We start from the raw sequence: 22,927 nt of genomic DNA on the forward strand, positions 1-22,927 counted from the left end.
AATGCGAATTAAACCCATATATTGCATTATTGTATTATACAATGTATGGGTAATACGGTAATACTCAGATTTGAGTAACAGATTTTATAATTTATATTGACATTTAAAAAATATTATTTATGAGCATAGTTAGTATTGGATTTAATTTAAAACGATTTCGATTTTATCGAAATATAAATCTGTTTTGTTTTAATATATTTAAAAACTTTTCTGAAATAAAAATGATTCTTATAAAATGTTAATAGCGTTTAAAGTAGAAAATACTTTTTCTAAGTATTTAATCATTGATGTTTGTCCTGCACGAATCCAAACCCTTGGGTCATAAAATTTTTTATTTGGTTGTTCATGTCCATATGGGTTACCTAATTGAGTTTGGAGGAAATTTTTGTTATGTTGATAATATTTTAAAATTCCTTCCCAAGTAGCCCATTGTATATCGGTATCAATGTTCATTTTTACAATACCATAACTGATGGCTTCTTTAATTTCTTTTTCTGTGGACCCAGACCCTCCATGAAATACTAAATTTAAAAAGTTATTAGGTAATCCAAATTTTTTAGAAACATATTTTTGTGATTTCTGAAGTATTTTTGGGTCTAATCGTACATTTCCAGGTTTGTATACACCATGAACATTTCCAAATGATGCAGCTATAATGAACCGTGGGCTGATAATGTGTAATTTTTCATAAGCATAAGCTATATCTTCTGGATTTGTATATAAAAGTTCATGATTTAAATGATAATGATCAATACCATCTTCTTCCCCTCCAGTACAACCTAACTCTATTTCTAAAGTCATATTTAATTTGTCCATGCGGCTTAAATATTTTGAGCTAATTTCTATATTTTCTTTTAAAGATTCTTCAGACAGATCTATCATATGAGATGAAAATAATGGATTGCCGGTTTTATAAAAATGTTTTGATCCTAAATCTAGTAGAGCATCGATCCAAGATAAATTCTTTTTGGTGCAATGATCAGTGTGCAAAATGACAGGGATGTCATAGTGTCTAGCAATATGATGTACGTGTAAACTTCCAGAAATAGCTCCTAATACTGCTGCAGAATCATCATCTTTATGGTTATTTAAACCATATCCTGCCATAAAAGCAGATCCTTTTTTAGAAAACTGCAAAATAATTGGAGATCTCATATTAGCTGCAGCTTCTAATGCAGCATTAATTGAATCCATACCTATACAATTTACTGCCGGCAAAGCAAAATTATTTTTCTTTGCAAAATTAAATATCTTCTGTACATCGTTGCCAGTGACTACACCTGGTTTTATAGAATCAATAATCTTAATCATTTATTTTCTTCTTTTTTGATGAATATATATTTATATAGTATTATTTATATACGTTCTATATATATCTTCATACATAATACTCATTAATCTATAATATGTATACTTTTAATTATTTAATAGCATGTTTTTCAAGCATTTTTACCGACGGAAATGTTTTTCCTTCAATAAATTCTAAGAAAGCACCACCTCCGGTAGAAATATAAGAAATCTGATCAGAAACGCCAAATAAATCAATAGCCATTAAAGTATCTCCTCCGCCAACAATAGAAAAAGCATTACTTTTAGCAATAGCATGAGATATCATTTCTGTTCCTGTTCTAAAATTTGGAAATTCAAACACTCCAATAGGACCATTCCAAAGAATAGTTTTAGCACATTTTAAAATATCTAATATTCTAGCAATAGATTCATCACCTAAATCAAGGATTTGCTCATCATCTTTAATATCAATTACAGCTTTCATAGTTGCTTGAGCAGTTTCTGAAAATTCTGTGCTTACTCTTACGTCAGTAAGAGTAGGTATATCACAATTTTCTAAAAGACGTTTTGCTGTAAGTATTAATTCTTCTTCATATAAAGATTTACCTACTTTTTTTCCTTGAGCTGCCAAGAAGGTGTTTGCGATACCTCCTCCTACTATGAGATAATCTGAAATCTTTGATAAGGAGTCCAAAACAGTTAATTTAGTGGATACTTTAGATCCTCCAACTATTGCAACCATTGGTCTTATAGGATTATGCAGTGCCTTACTTAGAGCTTCCAGTTCTTTTTGTAGTAAGAGCCCAGAACAAGCTAAAGAAACAAATTTGCTGATACCGTGCGTAGAAGCTTGTGTACGATGAGCACTGCCAAATGCATCCATGACAAATACATCACACAACATCGCATATTTTTTTGATAATATTTCATCATCTTTTTTTTCTCCTTTATTAAATCGTACATTTTCTAAAATTAACAATTCTTTTTCTGTAAAGTTTGTGTTCTCTAAGTAATCTGTAACTAATCGTATTTTTTTTATATCTTGATTGATTAATTGTTTTTGTAAATATTCAACCACGGGCTGTAAAGAAAATTGCACATCATAATTTCCTTCTTGTGGCCTACCTAGATGAGAAGCTACCATAACATATTTACTTTTATTTAAAGCTAATTCAATAGTAGGTAGTGATGCATTAATTTTTCTGTTAGAAGTAATAACTCCATTTTTAATAGGTACGTTTAAATCAGAACGAATTAAAACACGCTTATCCGTCAGATCTAAGTCACTTATTTTTATGATATTCATAATGGAAAACCTTTTATGTATAAATAAACATATTAATAAAAGAATTATATATTAATAATAAAAATATTTTTCTTTTGCTGTATATTATACTCAACAATTAAGTTTGTTCTTTAATAATTAATTTTTATTATTAAATATAATAATATACGATTTGAAATAAATTTAGGTTGTTATTAATTAATTAACCAATTAATAACATGAAAACTCTTAAAAAATTAATGTGTTGTAAGCAGTATATGATATACTGATGGTATTGGTATTTATATAGATAAATATGAATTATTTCATTGAAAAATAGTTTATTTTTGACTTATCTAATAATAATTTAATTTTTTAAGTTATTTATAGATTTGATACACTAATCATATAGTGATTAAGTATAGTAATTAGTTAATATTATAAGTATTGATTTTGATATCAGTATCAATCATTTGGAATATAATGTCATCTTATAAGTTAATATTATTGTTTTCAGTATGGTTATTAATTAAAACTACTAAATAACTAGTAATATATGAAATTAATTTTTAGCTCTTTAATTTTACTTGAGTATAAAGCATTTCTAATCCTAATGTAGCAGCTGCTAACGCAGTGATTTGTGCACAATCATAAGCTGGAGCTACTTCTACTAAATCAATACCTACAATATTTAAGTTTGTAAAGCTTCGTATTAATTTTAGAACACGATAACTCGTTAATCCGCCAATTACCGGGGTCCCAGTGCCAGGCGCTATAGCTGGATCTAAGCAATCAATATCGAATGTTACATATATCGGAAAAGATTTAACAACAGATTTTATTTTATTTATAATAATATCTATGCATATGTCGTTAACATATTCTGCATCTAACACTGTAAATCCGAAATGATTTTTGTATTCCGTACGAATACCAATTTGTACTGAATGTATAGGATCGATTAATTCTTCGTTTAGTGCATGTAATATAATAACACCATGATCATATTTACTATCATTGTCGTAATAATCTGCATGTGCATCAAAGTGTATTATTGCGATTTTGCCAAAAATTTTTGAATATGCACGTAATATAGGTAATGTGATATAATGATCGCCTCCAAGTGATAGCATTTTTTTTCCAGAAATTAACAAATGTTCAGCATGATTTTGTAGAGAATTTACGAAATCTTGTATATTTCCAGATTTATATATTAAATCTCCACAATCAACTACATGTAAATTTTTTCGTATATTAAAGCTCCAAGGCCAACGACAATCTTCCCAGGCCAAATTTATAGATGCTTGTCGAATAGCAGTTGGTCCAAATCTACTTCCTGATCGTCCAGAAGTAGCCATGTCAAAAGGGACTCCAGTAATTACCCAATCACTATTATTATTATAAGGATCAAATTCTAATGGAAATCTTAAAAAACCAAAAGCATTTGAAAACAAAGAGTTATCATATTTATAATTTAAAGTATACATGTATTTCCTTTGCTTTAATTAATGTTACAAACAACTTATTATATATATAATATAGTTTTGATCAAAATTAAATAGAGTATTAACATAAATTAATAATATTTTATTATTCATATAATTTATTAATAAACTTGATATAAATCGGTTTTATACCTATAAATTTTAGGAGTGTGTTCAAATGAATTGATACCGAAACATGTAATTATATCTATATAATATATTGTATTCATCACCTATAAATCAAAAATTTGATTTATAGGTGATGAAATTTATAAATAAAGTGTATTGAATTTTATTATTAATTTTAATTATTTTAATAAATATAAAAACATAAAGATATTTTTGAAAAATGATAAATAAAAATAGGTTTTTTATTTGCGTAGCTAGTGAGTATTTATTAGAATTTGATAATTTATTTACACGGTTCAAACTATGATGAGATAATGTTTGTGATTTTTAATAAACCAATTTAAATGTATATTTGATAATAGAAGCGAATAAATGTAAATATTAAAAATTTAATATGATTTTTTTTGATATAAACAACAGATGAAAAATACCTGTATAGTAGGAATTTTTATAAAAATGTTTGATTATAATTTATTAATCAAATAATCTCTATCTTATTTTTTAAATAAATAAGATAAATGATAGCGGTTTAATAGCCATATATTAGATGGGTTTCTAGGTGTAATTTACTTCAAATATTTGCTACATGTATAGCAGATCTTGCTGATAGTAAGTTTTATACTCTATATTTAAAGGAATATGATGAATGACGCAATATTTATTTACATCTGAATCTGTATCAGAAGGACACCCAGATAAAATTGCAGATCAAATTTCTGATGCCGTATTAGATTCTATTTTAGCGCAAGATCCAAGGGCTCGTGTTGCATGTGAAACATTTATAAAAACAGGTGTAGTAGTAATGGGGGGGGAAATTACCACTACTGCTTGGGTGAATATGGAAGAAATTGCTAGAAATACCATTCGTGATATTGGTTATGTTCGTTCAGATATGGGATTTGATGCAAATTCTTGTGTGATATTAAGTGTGATTAATAAACAATCTTCAGAGATTAAGCATAGCATAGATCATTATAGTAATGTTTTAAAACAAGGGGCGGGTGATCAAGGATTAATGTTTGGATACGCTACTAATGAAACTAACGTTTTAATGCCTGCTCCGATAACATATGCACATCTTTTGATCAAAAGAAAGTCTCAAATGAGAAAAAATGGAGTATTACCATGGTTAGGGTTAGACGCTAAAAGTCAGGTAACAGTTGCTTATGAAGATGGAAAAATAATCGGAATAGCTGCAGTTGTATTGTCCATTCAGCATACTTGTGATATAAAGTTGATAGATTTACAAGAAGCTGTGATGGAAGAAATTATTAAACCAGTATTACCTAAAAAATGGTTGTCTGATAATACTAAATTTTTTATTAATCCTGGTGGTTGTTTTGTTGTTGGCGGACCTATTAGTGACTGTGGTTTAACTGGAAGAAAAATTATTGTAGATACTTATGGAGGAATGGCTAGGCATGGTGGAGGGTCTTTTTCTGGAAAAGATCCATCAAAAGTAGATCGATCGGCCGCTTATGGAGCAAGATATGTTGCTAAAAATATTGTAGCAGCTGGGTTAGCAGATCGTTGTGAGCTTCAAGTTTCCTATGCAATTGGAATGCCAAATCCAATATCTATTAGTATTGAAACTTTTGGTACAGAAAAAACCTCACATGATATTTTGATAAAGATAATAAATAATTTTTTTGATTTCCGTCCTTATGGTTTAATTACTATGTTAGATTTGTTAAAACCAATTTATAGAGACACAGCTGTATATGGACATTTTGGTCGTGAACATTTTCCCTGGGAGAAAGTTGATAAAGTAGAATTACTTCGTGATGCAGCTGGTTTAAAATTTACATCTTCATAATATTTTTCATATTTATTATTTGATTAATATAACAATGATATTGTTAATACGGGATTGTAATAATAATATTTATAAATTGATAACGGGTTCTATATGAATAGATTTTTATGTTTATAAGAATTATTTAAATAGTTATTGTTGTGTTTTAAGTAATTTTTATTATAAATACAGTAGAAGTTACAAGTTTTATTTTTTAATGTATATATCAAATAAATACATTTCTATATTAGAAAATAATAGAGTGTAATTTTTTAATTAAAGGGAAATAATTTTTTATAGAGTGTATTCTTATAAAGAATTTATGGAATAAAAATAAAATTATTATAAGCACAATAATTACTTATAGTTTGATTCTGGATAGGTCGTTTATTTAAAGAAATTTCTATTAGTAATTGATAAGATCACACCTATGTAGTTGTTATTGCTAATGATAAAAATTTTTGAATACAATAGTTTAAATTAATTGTAGTATTTTTTATAAAAAATAATTAGTTATCATTTCTTAAGTTTTTATATCCTTAATAAAAGAGATTTATAAAAAAATTTATGTTAATGCATGAGATAACAAATTTACAAAATTATTTTCTAATAGCTATGCCCGCTCTGCAAGATCCATTGTTTAAACAGTCAGTAGTATATATTTGCGAGCATAATGATACAGGAGCTATGGGTATAGTTATCAATAAATTAGTTGAAAAATGTACGGTAGAAACTATATTACATAATTTGAAGGTTGTATCTCCTGTACGAGATCCATCTATTCGATTAGATAATCCAGTATTTTCTGGAGGACCTTTATTAGATGACCGAGGTTTTATTTTACATACTCCTAAAAAAGGTTTTGGATCTAGTGTTAATATTTCTTCAAAAGCCATGATCACTACATCTAGAGATATCTTAGAAACTTTAGGAACTCCTAATCAACCAAAAGATGTATTGGTGGCGCTTGGTTATTCTGGTTGGTCTAAAGGTCAATTAGAACATGAATTAATGGAAAATGCTTGGCTTACTGTTCCTGCTAATGAAACAATTTTATTTCATACTCCTATTATTGCTCGTTGGAGCGCAGCTGCAAAAATATTAGGAATTGATATTCGTAATATTACAGATCAAACAGGTCGTGCTTAATGTCAACTATTAATATAATAATGGGTTTTGATTTTGGCACTAAAAATATAGGAGTCGCAATTGGTCAAAAATTGACTTGTACTGTAAGGCCTCTTACTGTATTGCAATCGCAATCTGGTATACCCAATTGGGGGGGGATTAAAGATATTTATAATATATGGAAACCAGTAGTAATGGTAGTAGGATTACCTTTGAAGATAAATGGAGAGGAACAATCTATTACTATTTTAGCAAGAAGATTTGCTAAGCAATTAAAGAAACAGTTTCCTGTTACAGTAAAGATGCATGATGAGCGGTTTAGTACGAGTGAAGCACGTTTAGATTATTTTGAAAATCATCACAATTATTTATACGCACGACAGGATATTAAAATAAATGCAATTGCAGCTGGAGTAATTTTAAAAAGTTGGTTAAATCAGTCTTTTTGACTATAAGGGAATAATATCCTTGTATACAAGTATTTTTGATAATAAATACTAGAAGTCTGCAATATGATGATAATTTAAAAAATTAAATAATTATTTTGTGATTTATTGTTTGAGAGTTTTAATAAATAATATTAAGGATAATGTTGTGATATGTATATTTGTAAATAAATAGCATGATTTGTGGTACAAATATATAGTTAATATTGTTCATTAAAAGTATAGATGATTTTTAAAGATTTATTTTATATAAAAGCAAATATGTACATTACGGTGAAAATATGTATTGATTTTTAGAAGAAATCACATATTTGTTACTTTTTTATGATTTAATTAAAATTAAAAGATTATTTCAAATTTCAATTGGCAGTTGAATTATATATGTTTTGTTAATTGATGTTTAATTAAACAAACGGGATTTAACAGTATTTATTTTTTGAATATGCATATTGATTAAATAAATGTAAGCGTACATAAAAATTGAATTAGTAGTTTTTACGACGAATAAGAATAAACGTACATCTTACTTAGAATACAAATTAGTATAAATATTATACTAATAAGTATAATATTTATGTTTTTGGTAAATATCTATAATAATAATTGATTATTTTTATAAAAATAAATATCAATTACTTATCAATAATAAGAAATATGTTTTGATTCGCGGATATTGTATTTTATGAATCATTAAAAATATAGTTATTGAATTTTTATAGAGTTAACGTATTTTGAATTAGTATCATTATTTTTAAAAACTAAATATTTATAAAATTACGTATTAATTATTAAATTAAATTATTGTATTTTTTATATTAAAATATTTTGATTACTTTTAAAATATATCGGTCGGTATTTATATAGAGTTTATTTTTTAACTTATAAAACATCTTTTAGAAAAATTTAGATTGATTATAGAACATATCAGTTACATGTAATATAAATTTAATATCGTAAAATATATATATGACTCAAAACTTGATTTTTTCGAAAAAAATTTTATTTTGGTATCAAAAATATAGGACGAAAGATTTACCATGGCAATTAAACAAAACAATGTATAAAACATGGTTATCTGAAATTATGTTGCAACAAACACAAGTAAAAACTGTGATTTTCTACTATGAACGATTTATTGCAAGATTCCCAACAATTATACAGTTAGCAGATGCAGAATTAGACGAAGTATTATTTTTATGGAGTGGATTAGGTTATTATGCACGGGCTAGAAATTTGCATAAAACAGCTAGAATTATCGTTAAGTATTATTGTGGTAATTTTCCAAAAGATTTCGATATACTTATTTCTTTTCCTGGTATTGGAAGATCTACTGCTGGAGCTATATTGTCGTTAACATTGGATCAACATCATCCTATTCTTGATGGCAATATGAAACGAATATTAACAAGATATTATGCTTTTGATTATTACTTGTTAGGAAATAAATCCAAGATAAATCATAAATTGTGGTTATTGAGCGAACAACTGCTTCCTGACACAGGAACGGGGGTGTTTAATCAAGCTATGATGGATCTAGGAAGATTAATATGTACTAATAGATGTCCAGCCTGCAAAGATTGTCCTCTTCAAGAAGATTGTCAAGCTTTTTTAAATCATGAAGTTAATCAATATCCTAGAAAAGAACTATCGAAAAAGTTATTAAAAAAAACTATCTGGTTTTTATTGTTATTATTCCAATATTGTAAAGTAAAAATGATATGGCTTGAGAAAAGGCCATATCAGGCGATTTGGGGAGGATTATTTTGTTTTCCTGAGTTTTCTAATATTAATATGTTGAATATATGGTTGTTAAATCATAATATTCATAATGATCAATATATAAAATTATCTATTGTAAAACATAAATTAAGTAATATTGATTTAGAAATTAGACCAATATTACTTAATCTAAGTAAAAAGATAAATTGTAAAAAAGATGGAATTTGGTATGATTTGATGGATCCTCCAATTGTTGGGTTACCTAAGCCAATTGCTACAATATTACAGAAATTATAATGATAGTTATAGTAAAAATATTTCAGAAAATTTAAATTTAAAAATAACTATTGCAACAAAAGATTTGAATGATGCCTAAAATAATTTATTGTGTTTTTTTGAAACAATATGCTGAGGGATTAGATGCTCCATGTTATCCAGGATCGCTGGGAAAATATATCTATGAGCATATTTCTAAAGACGCATGGAGGAAATGGAAAAATAAAGAAATTATTTTAATAAATGAAAATAAATTGAATATGATGAATATTTCAGATCGTGCAATGCTTGAAAGAGAAATGAAAATTTTTTTATTTGGAAAAGATTTTTTAGATACAAAAAATTATTAATTTAATTAATAATTAAATAATTTTTTTTCTAAAAGCGTTTTTTAAAATAGTATTAATTCATTAATAATTATAAGTTAATTATAAAAATGCAATGAGCATGTATGCTCATTGCATTTTTATTTAGATTGATATATTTATTATTATAATAATAAATATAAAAAATAATTAATTATTTCAATTTCATAATATGCTATATATCGCTTATCGAAGCAAGTATTTTATTTAAGATCGGCTAATTTATGTTTATTGTAAATTAATAGTGGCTTTGAATCTCCAAATACTACTGATTCATCAATTATGACTTTATCTACATTGTTTTGAGAAGGTAATTCATACATTACATCTAGCAATATATCTTCTAAAATAGCTCTAAGTCCACGAGCACCAATTTTTCTTTTCATAGCATTGTTAGCAATAGCAGTTAATGATCTTTCTGAAAATTCCAATTTTACTCCATCTATATGGAATAATATTTTGTATTGTTTTATTAGGGCATTTTTTGGCTCTTTTAAGATTTTTATTAATTCTTTTTCTCCCAGTTCATCTAAAGAAGAAATTATTGGAAGTCTTCCAACGAATTCTGGAATTAGACCAAATTTAATTAAATCTTCTGGCTCAATTTGTTTTAATAATGAATATTCAGTATTTTGGGATGTGTTGTTATTTTCTGAGACTTGAAAACCAATTGTACGTTTATTGGTAGTGCGTTGCTGAACAATTTGATGTAAACCAAAAAAAGCACCCCCACAAATAAAAAGAATATTAGTCGTATCTATTTGTATGAATTCTTGCTGTGGATGTTTACGTCCTCCTTGCGGTGGTACTGCAGCTATAGTTCCTTCAATTAATTTTAATAAAGCTTGTTGTACTCCTTCTCCAGAGACATCTCGGGTAATAGAAGGATTTTCCGATTTTCTAGAAATTTTATCTATTTCGTCTATGTAAATAATACCCTGTTGTGCTTTATTTACATCGTAATTACATCGTTGTAGTAATTTTTGCACAACGTTTTCTACATCTTCACCTACATACCCTGCTTCTGTTAAGGTGGTAGCATCTGATATAGCAAATGGCACGTTAAGAAAACTAGCTAGTGTTTCTGCTAATAATGTTTTTCCACTGCCTGTAGGTCCGATTAACAAAATATTACTTTTAAATAATTTTGTACCATTATTACATATACATATATCTTCATTACGTAGGCGTTTATAATGATTATATACCGCTACTGCGAGCACTTTTTTAGTATGTTCTTGTCCAATTACATAATCATCTAAATGACTTTTAATGTCACAGGGTGTTGGAAATTTAATGAAATTTTCATTGACTATTTTATCTTTAAGTTCTTGATTAATTATATCTTTACATAAACTAATACATGTATCACAAATATGCGCCGATACTCCGGCAATTAATTTTAATACTTGATTTTGGTCTTTTCCACAAAATGAACAATATAATGTATTTTTTGAATGATTTTGATAATTATCGTTCACAGTTTAATATCCTTACTTTTGATGCTTACCCAATGCAAATGAGCTGTAAATCTATTTGAAAGTAAAAAATAAATTTAGATATAAATTATATGTTTGCAGATAATGATAATAGTGAAATATAAAGTAAGTAATGATACGAATTTATATTCGTTGGGATAATACACAATCTACTAATCCATATTTCATAGCTTCATCGGCAGATAAAAAGCAATCTCGTTCTGTATCTTTACTGATTGTATCAACAGATTGCCCTGTATGTTTTGCCATTAGCTCATTTATATTATTTTTAATTTTTAATATTTCTTTGGTATGAATAGCAATATCAGTAGCTTGTCCTTGAAAACATCCTAATGGCTGATGAATCATTATTCGAGCATTTGGTAAACAAAATCGCTTGCCTTTAGTACCAGAAGCTAATAAAAAAGCACTCATAGAGGCAGCTTGTCCCATACAAAATGTACTAATGTCAGGTTTTACAAATTGTATGGTGTCATATATTGACATGCCTGCAGTTATCAAGCCTCCTGGAGAATTAATATACAAATGGATGTCTTTTTTTGAATTTTCTGATTCTAAAAACATTATCTGCGCAACGATCAAATTAGCTATATTATCTTCTATGGTCCCTGTTATAAAAATAATTCTTTCTTTTAGTAATAAAGAAAATATATCATATACACGATCTCCTCGAATAGTTTGTTCTATTACTGTCGGTACTATTGCCATATTCTGATAACAATAAGGCGCTTTAAAATTGTTTGAATATTTCCATAACATGTACTGTATCCTCCCTTATTAAATATCTGTTAAACACAAGTATTATTTAAATCCTGATATAATACAATTTTTAGAAAATTTCAAATTAAATTTAATGATCAGGTTTTTATTAATTAAAATAGTTATGTTGTGTTATAGTTTTTAGTAACTTATTATCTGTTAGATATTTAATCGTTGTAATAAAATAATTTATATATACATGTTGTTTCATTTTTATTGCAGTGTATATACAAATTTATTATCACATTCTGTAAATGTGTATTACAAAATGTAATCATAATGTATAAATTTATTGAATGCAGTATCTTTTTTAAATTTTGATTGATTAAGAATAAAAATAAATTGTTTTTTGTGTTAAAGAAGTTTGTAAATATATTTCATAGCTGTAATATTGATTTCAATAATCTGATTTTTTATTATACATTAAATTGATCAATTTATTTAATTTAAAAATTAACAATTCTTAAATTAAAAGGATAACTAACATCAGTGTTTTAGATAATTTAATTAAATAATAATATAGTTTTATACGCTATTTATTCCGGGTTCTAAAATCAAATTTTATTAGAAGTTAAGAATAATTTTGTTTCAAATATTTATTAATACTATACATTTTATTAATTCGTTATTTTAAATAATTAAATGTATTTATTATTAATATAGCAGGTAGTTTAATAGCATTAAAATACTATATTATTTTTTTGTTTGATGTTTTGATTTGCGTACAGTATTTATGAAATAATATAGATATTACGTTGTTGTATAGATTAGAATGTTTTAATGTCATTATTATACAATTTTAAAAAATAGAATTTTTATCTTTAAAATAATAAAAAGAACTATATATTTTCTTTAAATTTTATTAATAATATTCATATATAAATATTAATATTTATATTAAGAAATGGTCTTGTATATTATGATATTGAAATATTCAATTATGCATTGATAAAGATTTGATTATTTTTATTAACTACCATAGTAATATTAAGAATAATATAATTTTTTAATATTTGCTTTATTGCTATGTTGCTCATGTATAGTGTATTTTATGTATAATTCCAAAAATTATATTAATTTCGCTTTAAGATTTTACTATTATAATAATTTTTAATTTTAATGTTGCTTAATTTTTAATTTTATGCGGGACCATACTTATATATACGAGAATATATATATATTTTTTATTTTTATCGAAAGTGCATAGGTTTGTATAGTCAAGATATACTTATTAAATTACTTATTTTTTATAACAAGGTGAATAGAATTATAATTCATTAATTTTGATATAATTTTATGATAAGTAATTATCTTATAATTTTTTAAAAATAAATAATAATTTTTTAACATGAAACTTATGAAGATACATAGCTTATAAAGCTACATTAAATCTAACGTGGTTAGTTACTTTAACGATATTTTAAGATAAATGGCAGTATAATTTATTTTTATAAGTTTTTAATATTTTTAAATAATTACGTGTATATCTAATTTATTTTTTATTAATTTTATAGATGGAATATAATAAGGCAAATATGAAATTATGTAAAGTTATAAACGTATATAGAAAATCTATAATGTAGTTATAATTTAATTAATTAGTTTAAGTTGTATGGCATAATAGTATTATAATTGATTATATCTGTAAATCTAAATATTTAGATGACTAATTTTAAGTGATTGAGTATTTAATTTTATTTTTTATATTATATAACAAAATAAACTTTGGTTATAAACATATATGATTCTAATCTAATGTTTATTAAAAGTAATAAATATAAAATAATTTTAGGTATATATTAATTTATTTACATTAATAAAGGCTTACGGTAAAATGGTCGATTTATAAATTAAATATATATATAATGACGTTAAAATTTGTTGTATGAAATTCAGTGTATATAATATAAAAAAATATGTGTTTTATTGCTTTCTGTATAGTTTAATAACAATATTAAGTGGGTGTAATGATTTAGTATTATTATATCCTAAGGGTCAAATTGGGGTAGAAGAACGTTCACTAATACTGACCGCATTTGGATTAATGCTTACCATAGTTGTTCCAGTAATTGGGATGACAATTTTTTTTATCTTAAAATATAGAGCATCTAATACTAAAAATATACAATACAATCCTAATTGGACACATTCTAGAAAAATAGAATTTGTGATATGGTTTGTGCCAATTTTAATTATTATTTTTTTAGGAGTCCTAACTTGGGAATCTACTCATAAATTAGATCCCAAAAAACCTATTACATCTTCTGTTGTGCAACCAATAATTATTGATGTTATATCATTAGATTGGAAATGGCTTTTTATTTATCCGAAACAAAATATAGCAGTTATTAATGAACTTGTTATTCCAAAATGCATACCTATCAAGTTTAATGTTACTTCTAATTCAGTTATGAATTCTTTTTTTATTCCTCAATTAGGAGGACAAATTTATGCTATGGCTGGAATGCATACAGAATTAAATTTAATAGCTAACGCGGTAGGACAATATAAAGGTGTTTCATCAAATTTTAGTGGACAGGGATTTTCTGATATGAAATTTACCGTTTTTGTTACACAAACTGAAAAAGAATTTGAGCAATGGATACAAAAGGTTCAAAAATCATCTTATCACATTAATAATATGTTAATGTATGAAGAGCTAGCTAAGCCTAGTGAACATCATCCAATAATTTATTTTTCCAATGTACAATCTAACTTGTTTTATAATGTAATTAATAAATTTAAACATTAAAATAAAAAACGTTTTTAGTATTTAATTCTTCATTCTTCAATATAAGAATGATGTATTTTCAGTGATATTATAAATATATAGGGATAATAAAGTAATGTTTGGAAAATTGACAACACACTCTATTCCATATGACGATCCAATTATTATGTCGACAATTGTCATTGTTCTTTTTATTGGAATAATACTTGCTGGTGTTATTTCGTATTATAATAAATGGCAATATATTTGGGATGAATGGATTACTTCTGTAGATCATAAAAAAATTGGAATTATGTATATTGTAGTTGCATGTGTTATGTTTTTGCGTGGTTTTGCTGACGCGATTATGATGAGAGCACAACAAGCTTTGTCTTCTTCTGGATTATATGAATTTCTTTCAGCTCATCACTATAATCAAGTAATTACTGCTCATGGTGTAATTATGATTATATTTATGGCTACTCCTTTTGTAATAGGATTAATGAATTTGATAGTTCCGTTACAAATTGGAGCACGAGATGTTGCTTTTCCTTTCCTGAATTCTTTAAGTTTTTGGTTGTTTATGGTGGGCGTAATTTTAATAAATCTTTCTTTAGGGATAGGGGAATTTGCACAAACAGGATGGGCAGGCTACCCACCATTATCAAGTAAAGAGTACAGTCCTGGTGTTGGTGTTGATTATTGGATATGGAGTATACAAATTTCAGGAATAGGAACTACTTTAACTGGCATAAATTTTTTTACTACAATCTTATACATGAGAGCTCCAGGATTATCAATGATGAAAATGCCAGTATTTACTTGGACCGCATTATGTACAAATACATTAATCATTGCGGCTTTTCCAATTTTAACTGTTACTATTGCATTATTAACGTTAGATCGTTATCTGGGAACCCATTTTTTTACTAACGATTTGGGTGGAAATATGATGATGTATATTAATTTATTTTGGGCTTGGGGGCATCCAGAAGTATATATTTTGGTTTTACCTGTATTTGGTGTTTTTTCAGAAGTTGTTTCTACTTTTTCACAAAAGAAATTATTTGGATATACTTCGTTAGTATGGGCTACTATCGCTATTACTGTATTATCTTTTTGTGTATGGTTACATCATTTTTTTACCATGGGAGCAGGTGCTAATGTTAACGCATTCTTTGGTATTATGACTATGGTAATTGCTATTCCTACTGGTGTGAAGATTTTTAATTGGTTATTTACTATGTATCGGGGAAAAATTATTTTTACTTCTCCGATGTTGTGGACTATTGGATTTATTATTACATTTTCTATAGGAGGAATGACTGGAGTATTATTGGCTGTGCCCGGGGCTGATTTTGTATTACATAATAGTTTATTTTTAATCGCTCATTTTCATAATGTTATTATTGGAGGTGTGTTATTTGGTTGTTTTGCTGGTGCTACTTATTGGTTTCCTAAAGCTTTTGGATATATTTTAAATGAACAATGGGGAAAGAGAGCTTTTTGGTTTTGGATTGTTGGGTTTTATGTAGCATTTATGCCGTTGTATATTTTAGGGTTTATGGGTATGACTCGCCGATTAAGTCAGCATATTGATCCAGTATTTTCATCAATGTTAATAACGGCATCAATAGGTACTATATTAATTGGATTAGGTATTATGTGTCAATGTATCCAAGTAATAGTCAGTATTTTAAATCGGAATAAGTACAAAGATTTAAATGGAAATCCATGGAATGGATCTACTTTAGAGTGGTCTGTCTCTTCTCCTCCACCATTTTATAATTTTGCAATTATTCCTATAATAAATGATGATCGTGATGTTTTTTGGTATGTACAAAATAATAAAAATGTTAGACGTTATTCTAACCAATATAAACCAATACATATGCCTAAAAATACTTATTTTGGAGTTTTGATATCTTTTTTTAGTTTATCATTTGGATTTGGCATGATTTGGTATATATGGTGGTTAGTTATTTTTAGTATGTTTGGAATTATTGCAGCTTGGATTATGAATACATTTAGTGATAATACAGAGTATACTGTCTCAGTAGAGAAAATTAAAGAAATTGAATATATTAATAATGTATAAACACAATAATTTAAATAAAAAAACAATATTTGGTTTTTGGTTGTATATAATGAGTGATTGTATTTTATTTGCAAGCTTGTTTGCAATGTACTTAGTATTATGCAATGGTGCAGAAAATTTTTCTTTGACTAAGGAGATATTTAAGTTACCTCTTATATTTATAGAGACTTGTTGCTTGTTATTAAGCAGTTTTACTTACGGTAAGGTTATGATATATGCAGAAAAATCATATGTGAAGCGAGTAAATATTTGGATGGGGATGACTTTTTTATTAGGTCTATTTTTTATTGGCATAGAAACTTATGAATTTTTTCATTTAATTAAATCAGGATATAGTCCACGTCAAAACGCATTTCTTTCTTCTTTTTTTACTTTAGTAGGAACTCATGGGCTACATGTCATGGCGGGACTTATTTGGATTATAGTAATGATTGTACATATTACATTACAGGGATTAACTAAAATTAACTACATACGCTTGCAATGCTTGAGCTTATTTTGGCATTTTCTTGATATCGTATGGATATGCGTATTTACTGAAGTATATTTGATGGGAGTATTGTAATGTATGAAAAATGGTTATACACATAATTCATATCTAATTGGATTTATATTATCTATAGTTTTGACAATTATTCCGTTTTTTATGGTTACATATAATATAACTAATAAAAAGATATTAATGAATATCATTATATCGTGTGCAGTAATTCAGATTTTTGTTCATTTGATTTTCTTTTTACATTTAGGAAACATATCTCATCAAGTATGGAATTTGATATCTTTAATATTTATGATATTTATTGTTTTTATCCTTGTATTCGGGAGTATATGGATTATGACACATTTGCATCATAATTTGATGATTTGAATTAATCAGACAATTTATTTTATGAATAGATATTATTTACACTTAATAAAACCGGGGATTGTTATAGGAAATTTAATGTCGGCTATAGGGGGATTTTTAATAGCATCACGAGGTCAGATGTATTATTTTTTGTTTATTAAAATGATTATAGGGACATCATTAATTATAGCTGCTAGTTGTGTATTAAATAATATCATTGATCGAGATATTGATTCAGTTATGGAAAGAACTAAAAATAGAGTGTTAGTACAATACAGCAACTTGCTTTTAAATAAAAGCATATTATATGCAGTAATTTTAAGTGTATTTGGATTTTTATGTTTAAGTTATACAAAAAATTTTTTAATAGTATATTTAGCAGCAATAGGTTTATTTACATACGTTGGTATATATAGTTTGTGGATGAAACGTAGGTCTATTTATAGCATAATAGTTGGGAGTATTGCAGGAGCAATGCCGCCAGTGATTGGATATTGTACTGTTACAAATCGGTTTGATATGGGAGCTTTAATATTATTAATGATTTTTAGTTTGTGGCAAATCCCACATTCTTATTCTATTACTATCTTACGATTACATGATTATAAAGTAGCTTTAATCCCGACTTTTCCTATTAAAAAGGGAGTGAAGTTAACTAAGAATCATATGATTGTATATATTATTGGGTTTATTATAGCGACTATATTATTTACTGTAATGGGATATACTAGTTATATATTTTTAATAATAATTAGTATTATGAATTTATGGTGGTTATATATAGGATCATATGGGTACAAAATAATTAATAATGATAGTTTATGGGCAAAGAGAATGTTTCAATTGTCTATTATTATAGTAGTATCTTTAAATCTATTTTTATCTTTGGATTCTATTTTATTTCATATATAAATGATTGATTATTACATATTATATTTTTTATGTTATTAAATTCATATTGCTTAGTAAAAATTAATTAAAGCTATATTTGAGGATATATCTATTAAAAATAGTTTAACATTGTAAATGTTTGTAGATTTTGGGTTAATGTCTATATGTATAGATATTAAAAGAGCTATACTAATTTATATTCAGAATATTTATGTATTTCGTGTTTCAATGACTAATAAAGAATTGCATACTATACTAGGATTGGGGATAATATTTGCGCTTCGTATGTTAGGTGTGTTTATGGTTTTGCCCGTCTTAACGATTCATGTTACTTCTCTTGCAGGAGTAAATGGACATTTGATAGGTATAGCGATTGGAATATATGGTTTAATGCAAATAATATTTCAATTACCATTTGGATTAATGTCTGACAGAATTGGACGGAAGCCTGTTATTGTTGGGGGTTTGATTTTATTTGCTCTTGGTAGCGAGATAGCAGCTGTTACTAATAATATTTGGGGACTTATTGTTGGACGTGCACTGCAGGGGTCAGGAGCTATAAGCAGTTCATTGATAGCATTGTTGTTAGAATCGGTTCGAGAACAACATCATATAAAAGCTATGGCTTCAGTCGGAATAAGTTTTGGTATTACTTTTGCAATTTCTATGATTTGTGGTCCAATTATTACGGATATGTTTGGATTACACGGGTTATTTCATACTATCGCTATATTAGCTATATTAGCTATAGTATTTACTTATGTTGTAATAACACCAATTTCTTTTTATCCTACAAAAAATAATGAAAATTTATTTGTTACGGTTAATAAAATTAAAAAAATATTTGCTCATTCTCAATTAATAAAACTAAATTTTAGCATATTTTGCGTGCATACTATTTTAATACTAAATTTTATCGCCTTGCCTAAAGCGATAATAAACTTAGGATTTCCGCTTGGGGCGCATTGGAAAATTTATACCATTATTATGGTAATGTCTGCTATCACAGTGTGTGTATGCCTTATGTGTTCTGAGGGTAAAAATTATACAAGAAAAATATTAATTATTTGTATGAATATTTTATTTATATCTGAATTAATCATGTTGACGAATATGTGTCATTATCGAATGTTTTTGTGTGGCATGCAGTTATTTTTTATAGCGTTTAATTTAATTGAAGCAATATTGCCTACTTTAATCAATAAAGAATCGCCAAAAAAATATAAAGGAACCACTGTTAGTATTTATTCTATTGGACAGTTTTTAGGTGTAGGATTCGGAGGAATTTTAGGTGGATTTTTATTAGAAATAAAAGGGATATGGTTGGTATTTTTTTTTGCATTAATCGTATCAACGTTGTGTATTATTATGAGCCATATGTTACGATAATTTGTTTTTTTTAACATATAATATTGTAAAATTGCAATTAATATTTTAACAGTATTAAATACTGAAAGAAAAATTTAGTCCTTCTTATATAAAGAAGAACATTAATAAATTAACGCAGTAATGTAGTAGGTCGGTAAATTTTTATATTACGAAATCCTTGTTGATATAGATACAAGGCCTGTAATCGACTCATGATGCCATGATCACAATATAGTGCATATACTTTGTTTGGATCTAATTTAGAAAATTGATCGATTAATTTATAAAAAGGTATCTTTTTTATCTCTATATTAGTTAAATAAAGAGGATTATTTTTTTGTTCAGTTTCTGTACGTATATCTAATATTATATCGTTGCTATTTAATATTTTTTTAGTTTCTATTTCAAATAAATGTTGATTGATCATTTGATCAGGAATATTCTGAACATCTATTATATAAGATTGAGATACTGCACGGTCTAATATAGTAAAATCAAAATTATTTTCTTCAAGTTCAATACGTTTTTTTGTAGTTTTTGCAGCTGATTTCTGAGATATTGTACCACAATATTCTGGAACAGATTTTGAAAATATTTCTGTTCCTATTTTACGAGCTAAATTAATAATTTTTTCTTTGTCATAAGAAATTAAAGGACGAAATATTGTGTGGTTAGATACATTATCAATGAGCGTTAGATTAGTCAAAGTTTGACTAGATACCTGTCCTAGTACTTCTCCTGTTATTAATGCAGTTATTTTCCATCGATCAGCTACTAATGATGCAGAGCGTATCATCATACGTTTTAATACTATTCCTATTTGATTATCTTTTATTTTAGAAATGATTTCTTTAATGACTTCTGAAAAATCAATAGAAATAAATTTTATTTTATGAGAACTACTGAATTTGTTCCATAAATAATATACTATTTTAGATACTTCGATAGTATGTATAGGTGTTCCTAAATTAAAGAAACAATAGTGCACTTTACATCCACGTCGGATCAACATGTAACTAGCAACCGCTGAATCAAATCCTCCTGAAATTAATGAGATAAGTTCTTGTTGTGTACCTATTGGTAATCCTCCTAATCCTTCAAAACGTTCGATAACTATAAAAAGTTTATTATTCTTAATTTCTAAATATACAATTTTTTCAGGTTTTATTAAATTAACTTTAATATTGTTTATGTTTTGACATAGTTTTTTTCCCAAATCATGTTCGATTTCCTGAGAAGTAAAATTATGTGTGCCATGACGTTTAACTCTTACACAAAAATCTTTTCCTGATAATTTAATATCATGGTTCAGGCTAAGTATAACATTCTTATAAATATCCTCTAAGGAAGTGAATACACTCTCTTTAACTAATAAAAAATGATGAATACCAGGAATATTCATTAAAATAGTACATATTTTTTGGTTATTATTAGATCTTATTTCAAGATAATCCCAATGACGTATAATTAATGTTGATTCTTTATTTTTTTTAAAAATAGCCTTAATGTTGACAACTAGAATTTTTATAAAGAATATCCGTACAGAACGACTTTTTATTGTAATTTCTGGTGAAAATTTGATGATTATTTTCATATTAATTTTTTGTAGTATTCTAAAAGATGCATGATAATTAATACTCTATATTTAATCTATTATATTAAATAAATATTAGTTATCTTAATGTAATCTGATTACTTCTTGTATGGACATAATAAGTTTAATGCATTATTTTATAGTTTATTGTAGGATGTATGCAAATGATATTTAAATTTGTTAAAATAACTTGTAATTACGATAACATATTAAATATTATTGTAATATATAATTACATATATGAATGTAATTTAAGTAGGAATATATTAGTTAAAATTTTGGTTTATGATATATTGAAATATTATGCTTATGCTTGATTTTGTTAATGAGTTGCATGATAGCCATAAACAAGTAGATGATGCTATTGAACACTATCTAGTTATGTTTCTTAACCGGGATATATCTTTTCTTGAGCAAGCAATACGTTATAGTGTTTTATTGGGTGGAAAACGGTTACGTCCTTTTTTAGTTTATCAAGCAGGAAAATTATTTGGTATTAAATCGTCAAAGCTTAATGCTCCAGCAGCAGCTATCGAATGTATGCATGCTTATTCTTTAATTCATGATGATCTACCTGTTATGGATAATGATAAATTACGAAGAGGATATCCGACGTGTCATGTTAAATTTGGCGAAGCTATTGCTATTTTAGCAGGTGATGCTCTACATACATTAGCTTTTACTATTCTTTCAGAAGCACATATGCCAACAATTACAGACCAAGATCGTTTAAAAATGATTGCCACATTAGCTTCTGCTAGCGGCGCTAACGGAATGTGTTTGGGCCAGTCTTTAGATTTAATTAATAAAAATAATAAAAATATATCAGCTACACAATTAGAAACTATATACCAATACAAAACGGGGTCGTTAATTCGCGCGGCAGTTCGCATTGGAGCTTTATCAGCAGGCAATAAAAGTCATGATGCATTAGCGCCTTTAGATCATTATGCTACAACTATAGGTTTAGCTTTTCAAATACGAGATGATATTATAGATGCTTCGTTGAATACGCATAATAACAAAAAAAAAGGTCGAGCACAAAGTATACAATCTAAACATGATAACTCAAATACTTATTCAAAAGTACTTGGGTTAAATGCAGCTCGATCTAAAGCTGAAGAATTATATTGTGAATCATTAGCATCTTTAAAATATGTTGCTAAATTAGGTTATAACACTAGTACTTTGTCAGCATTTTCACGTTATATCATTAAACGTAGCGATTAATTTTCTCAAACATAATATATTAAATAAATTTT

At 26.6% G+C, this 22,927-nt stretch carries 18 protein-coding genes; 12 read left to right on the top strand and 6 right to left on the bottom strand.

Annotated elements, in window-relative coordinates:
* Positions 1-228: 228 nt before the first annotated feature.
* The 3 genes from fbaA to speB form a co-directional block, all read right to left on the bottom strand.
* Positions 229-1,311, bottom strand: coding sequence for a class II fructose-bisphosphate aldolase (gene fbaA / locus VOI34_RS02585; protein WP_331828309.1), 1,083 nt, complete (start codon positions 1,309-1,311; stop codon positions 229-231).
* A gap of 109 nt (positions 1,312-1,420) precedes the next feature.
* Positions 1,421-2,596, bottom strand: a complete 1,176-nt coding sequence (locus VOI34_RS02590; protein ID WP_331828310.1) for a phosphoglycerate kinase — start codon at positions 2,594-2,596, stop codon at positions 1,421-1,423.
* 527 nt (positions 2,597-3,123) lie between these two features.
* The gene (gene speB, locus VOI34_RS02595) at positions 3,124-4,041 is read right to left on the bottom strand and encodes an agmatinase (protein ID WP_331828311.1); all 918 of its coding nucleotides are present in this window, start codon (positions 4,039-4,041) and stop codon (positions 3,124-3,126) included.
* Positions 4,042-4,813: 772 nt separating this feature from the next.
* Between speB and metK the strand changes: the two genes are divergently transcribed.
* The 5 genes from metK (at position 4,814) to VOI34_RS02620 (ending at position 9,881) form a co-directional block, all read left to right on the top strand.
* Entirely contained in the window at positions 4,814-5,983 is a 1,170-nt protein-coding gene (gene metK / locus VOI34_RS02600) for a methionine adenosyltransferase (RefSeq protein WP_331828312.1), read from the top strand.
* Between the two features lie 552 nt (positions 5,984-6,535).
* On the top strand, positions 6,536-7,111 hold the full coding sequence (locus VOI34_RS02605) for a YqgE/AlgH family protein (RefSeq protein WP_331828313.1): 576 nt from the start codon (positions 6,536-6,538) through the stop codon (positions 7,109-7,111).
* Complete coding sequence (gene ruvX, locus VOI34_RS02610; RefSeq protein WP_331828314.1) at positions 7,111-7,539, top strand: Holliday junction resolvase RuvX; 429 nt, start codon at positions 7,111-7,113, stop codon at positions 7,537-7,539. Before VOI34_RS02605 ends, ruvX begins: the two co-directional genes overlap by 1 nt.
* A gap of 963 nt (positions 7,540-8,502) precedes the next feature.
* Positions 8,503-9,552, top strand: coding sequence for an A/G-specific adenine glycosylase (mutY, locus tag VOI34_RS02615; protein WP_331828315.1), 1,050 nt, complete (start codon positions 8,503-8,505; stop codon positions 9,550-9,552).
* A 71-nt stretch (positions 9,553-9,623) separates the two neighbouring features.
* Complete coding sequence (locus tag VOI34_RS02620; protein WP_331828316.1) at positions 9,624-9,881, top strand: oxidative damage protection protein; 258 nt, start codon at positions 9,624-9,626, stop codon at positions 9,879-9,881.
* Between the two features lie 218 nt (positions 9,882-10,099).
* Here the strand turns inward: VOI34_RS02620 and clpX are convergent, their stop codons facing one another.
* Both clpX and clpP read right to left on the bottom strand, forming a co-directional pair.
* Positions 10,100-11,377, bottom strand: coding sequence for an ATP-dependent Clp protease ATP-binding subunit ClpX (clpX, locus tag VOI34_RS02625; RefSeq protein WP_331828317.1), 1,278 nt, complete (start codon positions 11,375-11,377; stop codon positions 10,100-10,102).
* A gap of 141 nt (positions 11,378-11,518) precedes the next feature.
* Positions 11,519-12,154, bottom strand: a complete 636-nt coding sequence (clpP, locus tag VOI34_RS02630) for an ATP-dependent Clp endopeptidase proteolytic subunit ClpP (protein WP_331828318.1) — start codon at positions 12,152-12,154, stop codon at positions 11,519-11,521.
* 1,918 nt (positions 12,155-14,072) lie between these two features.
* On the opposite strand from clpP, the gene cyoA reads away from it, so the two are divergent.
* The 6 genes from cyoA to VOI34_RS02660 all read left to right on the top strand — a co-directional run bounded on the left by cyoA (position 14,073) and on the right by VOI34_RS02660 (position 20,092).
* Positions 14,073-14,906: a ubiquinol oxidase subunit II gene (gene cyoA, locus VOI34_RS02635; protein ID WP_443092742.1), complete on the top strand. Its 834-nt coding sequence runs from the start codon at positions 14,073-14,075 to the stop codon at positions 14,904-14,906.
* Positions 14,907-15,000: 94 nt separating this feature from the next.
* A complete protein-coding gene (cyoB, locus tag VOI34_RS02640) occupies positions 15,001-16,962 on the top strand; it encodes a cytochrome o ubiquinol oxidase subunit I (RefSeq protein WP_331828320.1) in 1,962 nt (653 codons plus the stop codon).
* Positions 16,955-17,527: a cytochrome o ubiquinol oxidase subunit III gene (gene cyoC, locus VOI34_RS02645; RefSeq protein WP_331828321.1), complete on the top strand. Its 573-nt coding sequence runs from the start codon at positions 16,955-16,957 to the stop codon at positions 17,525-17,527. The genes cyoB and cyoC overlap by 8 nt, the downstream gene beginning before the upstream one ends.
* A gap of 3 nt (positions 17,528-17,530) precedes the next feature.
* Entirely contained in the window at positions 17,531-17,833 is a 303-nt protein-coding gene (gene cyoD, locus VOI34_RS02650) for a cytochrome o ubiquinol oxidase subunit IV (RefSeq protein ID WP_331828322.1), read from the top strand.
* A 21-nt stretch (positions 17,834-17,854) separates the two neighbouring features.
* Positions 17,855-18,724: a heme o synthase gene (cyoE, locus tag VOI34_RS02655; RefSeq protein ID WP_331828323.1), complete on the top strand. Its 870-nt coding sequence runs from the start codon at positions 17,855-17,857 to the stop codon at positions 18,722-18,724.
* 114 nt (positions 18,725-18,838) lie between these two features.
* Entirely contained in the window at positions 18,839-20,092 is a 1,254-nt protein-coding gene (locus tag VOI34_RS02660) for an MFS transporter (protein WP_331828324.1), read from the top strand.
* Positions 20,093-20,201: 109 nt separating this feature from the next.
* On the opposite strand, the gene thiI is transcribed toward VOI34_RS02660, so the two are convergent.
* On the bottom strand, positions 20,202-21,665 hold the full coding sequence (gene thiI / locus VOI34_RS02665) for a tRNA uracil 4-sulfurtransferase ThiI (protein WP_331828325.1): 1,464 nt from the start codon (positions 21,663-21,665) through the stop codon (positions 20,202-20,204).
* A gap of 303 nt (positions 21,666-21,968) precedes the next feature.
* Here thiI and ispA point away from each other — a divergent pair, with 303 nt between their 5' ends.
* Positions 21,969-22,895: a (2E,6E)-farnesyl diphosphate synthase gene (gene ispA, locus VOI34_RS02670; protein WP_443092743.1), complete on the top strand. Its 927-nt coding sequence runs from the start codon at positions 21,969-21,971 to the stop codon at positions 22,893-22,895.
* Positions 22,896-22,927 lie beyond the last annotated feature (32 nt).

The organism is Candidatus Blochmannia sp. SNP, from assembly GCF_036549215.1.
GTDB lineage: Bacteria > Pseudomonadota > Gammaproteobacteria > Enterobacterales > Enterobacteriaceae > Blochmanniella.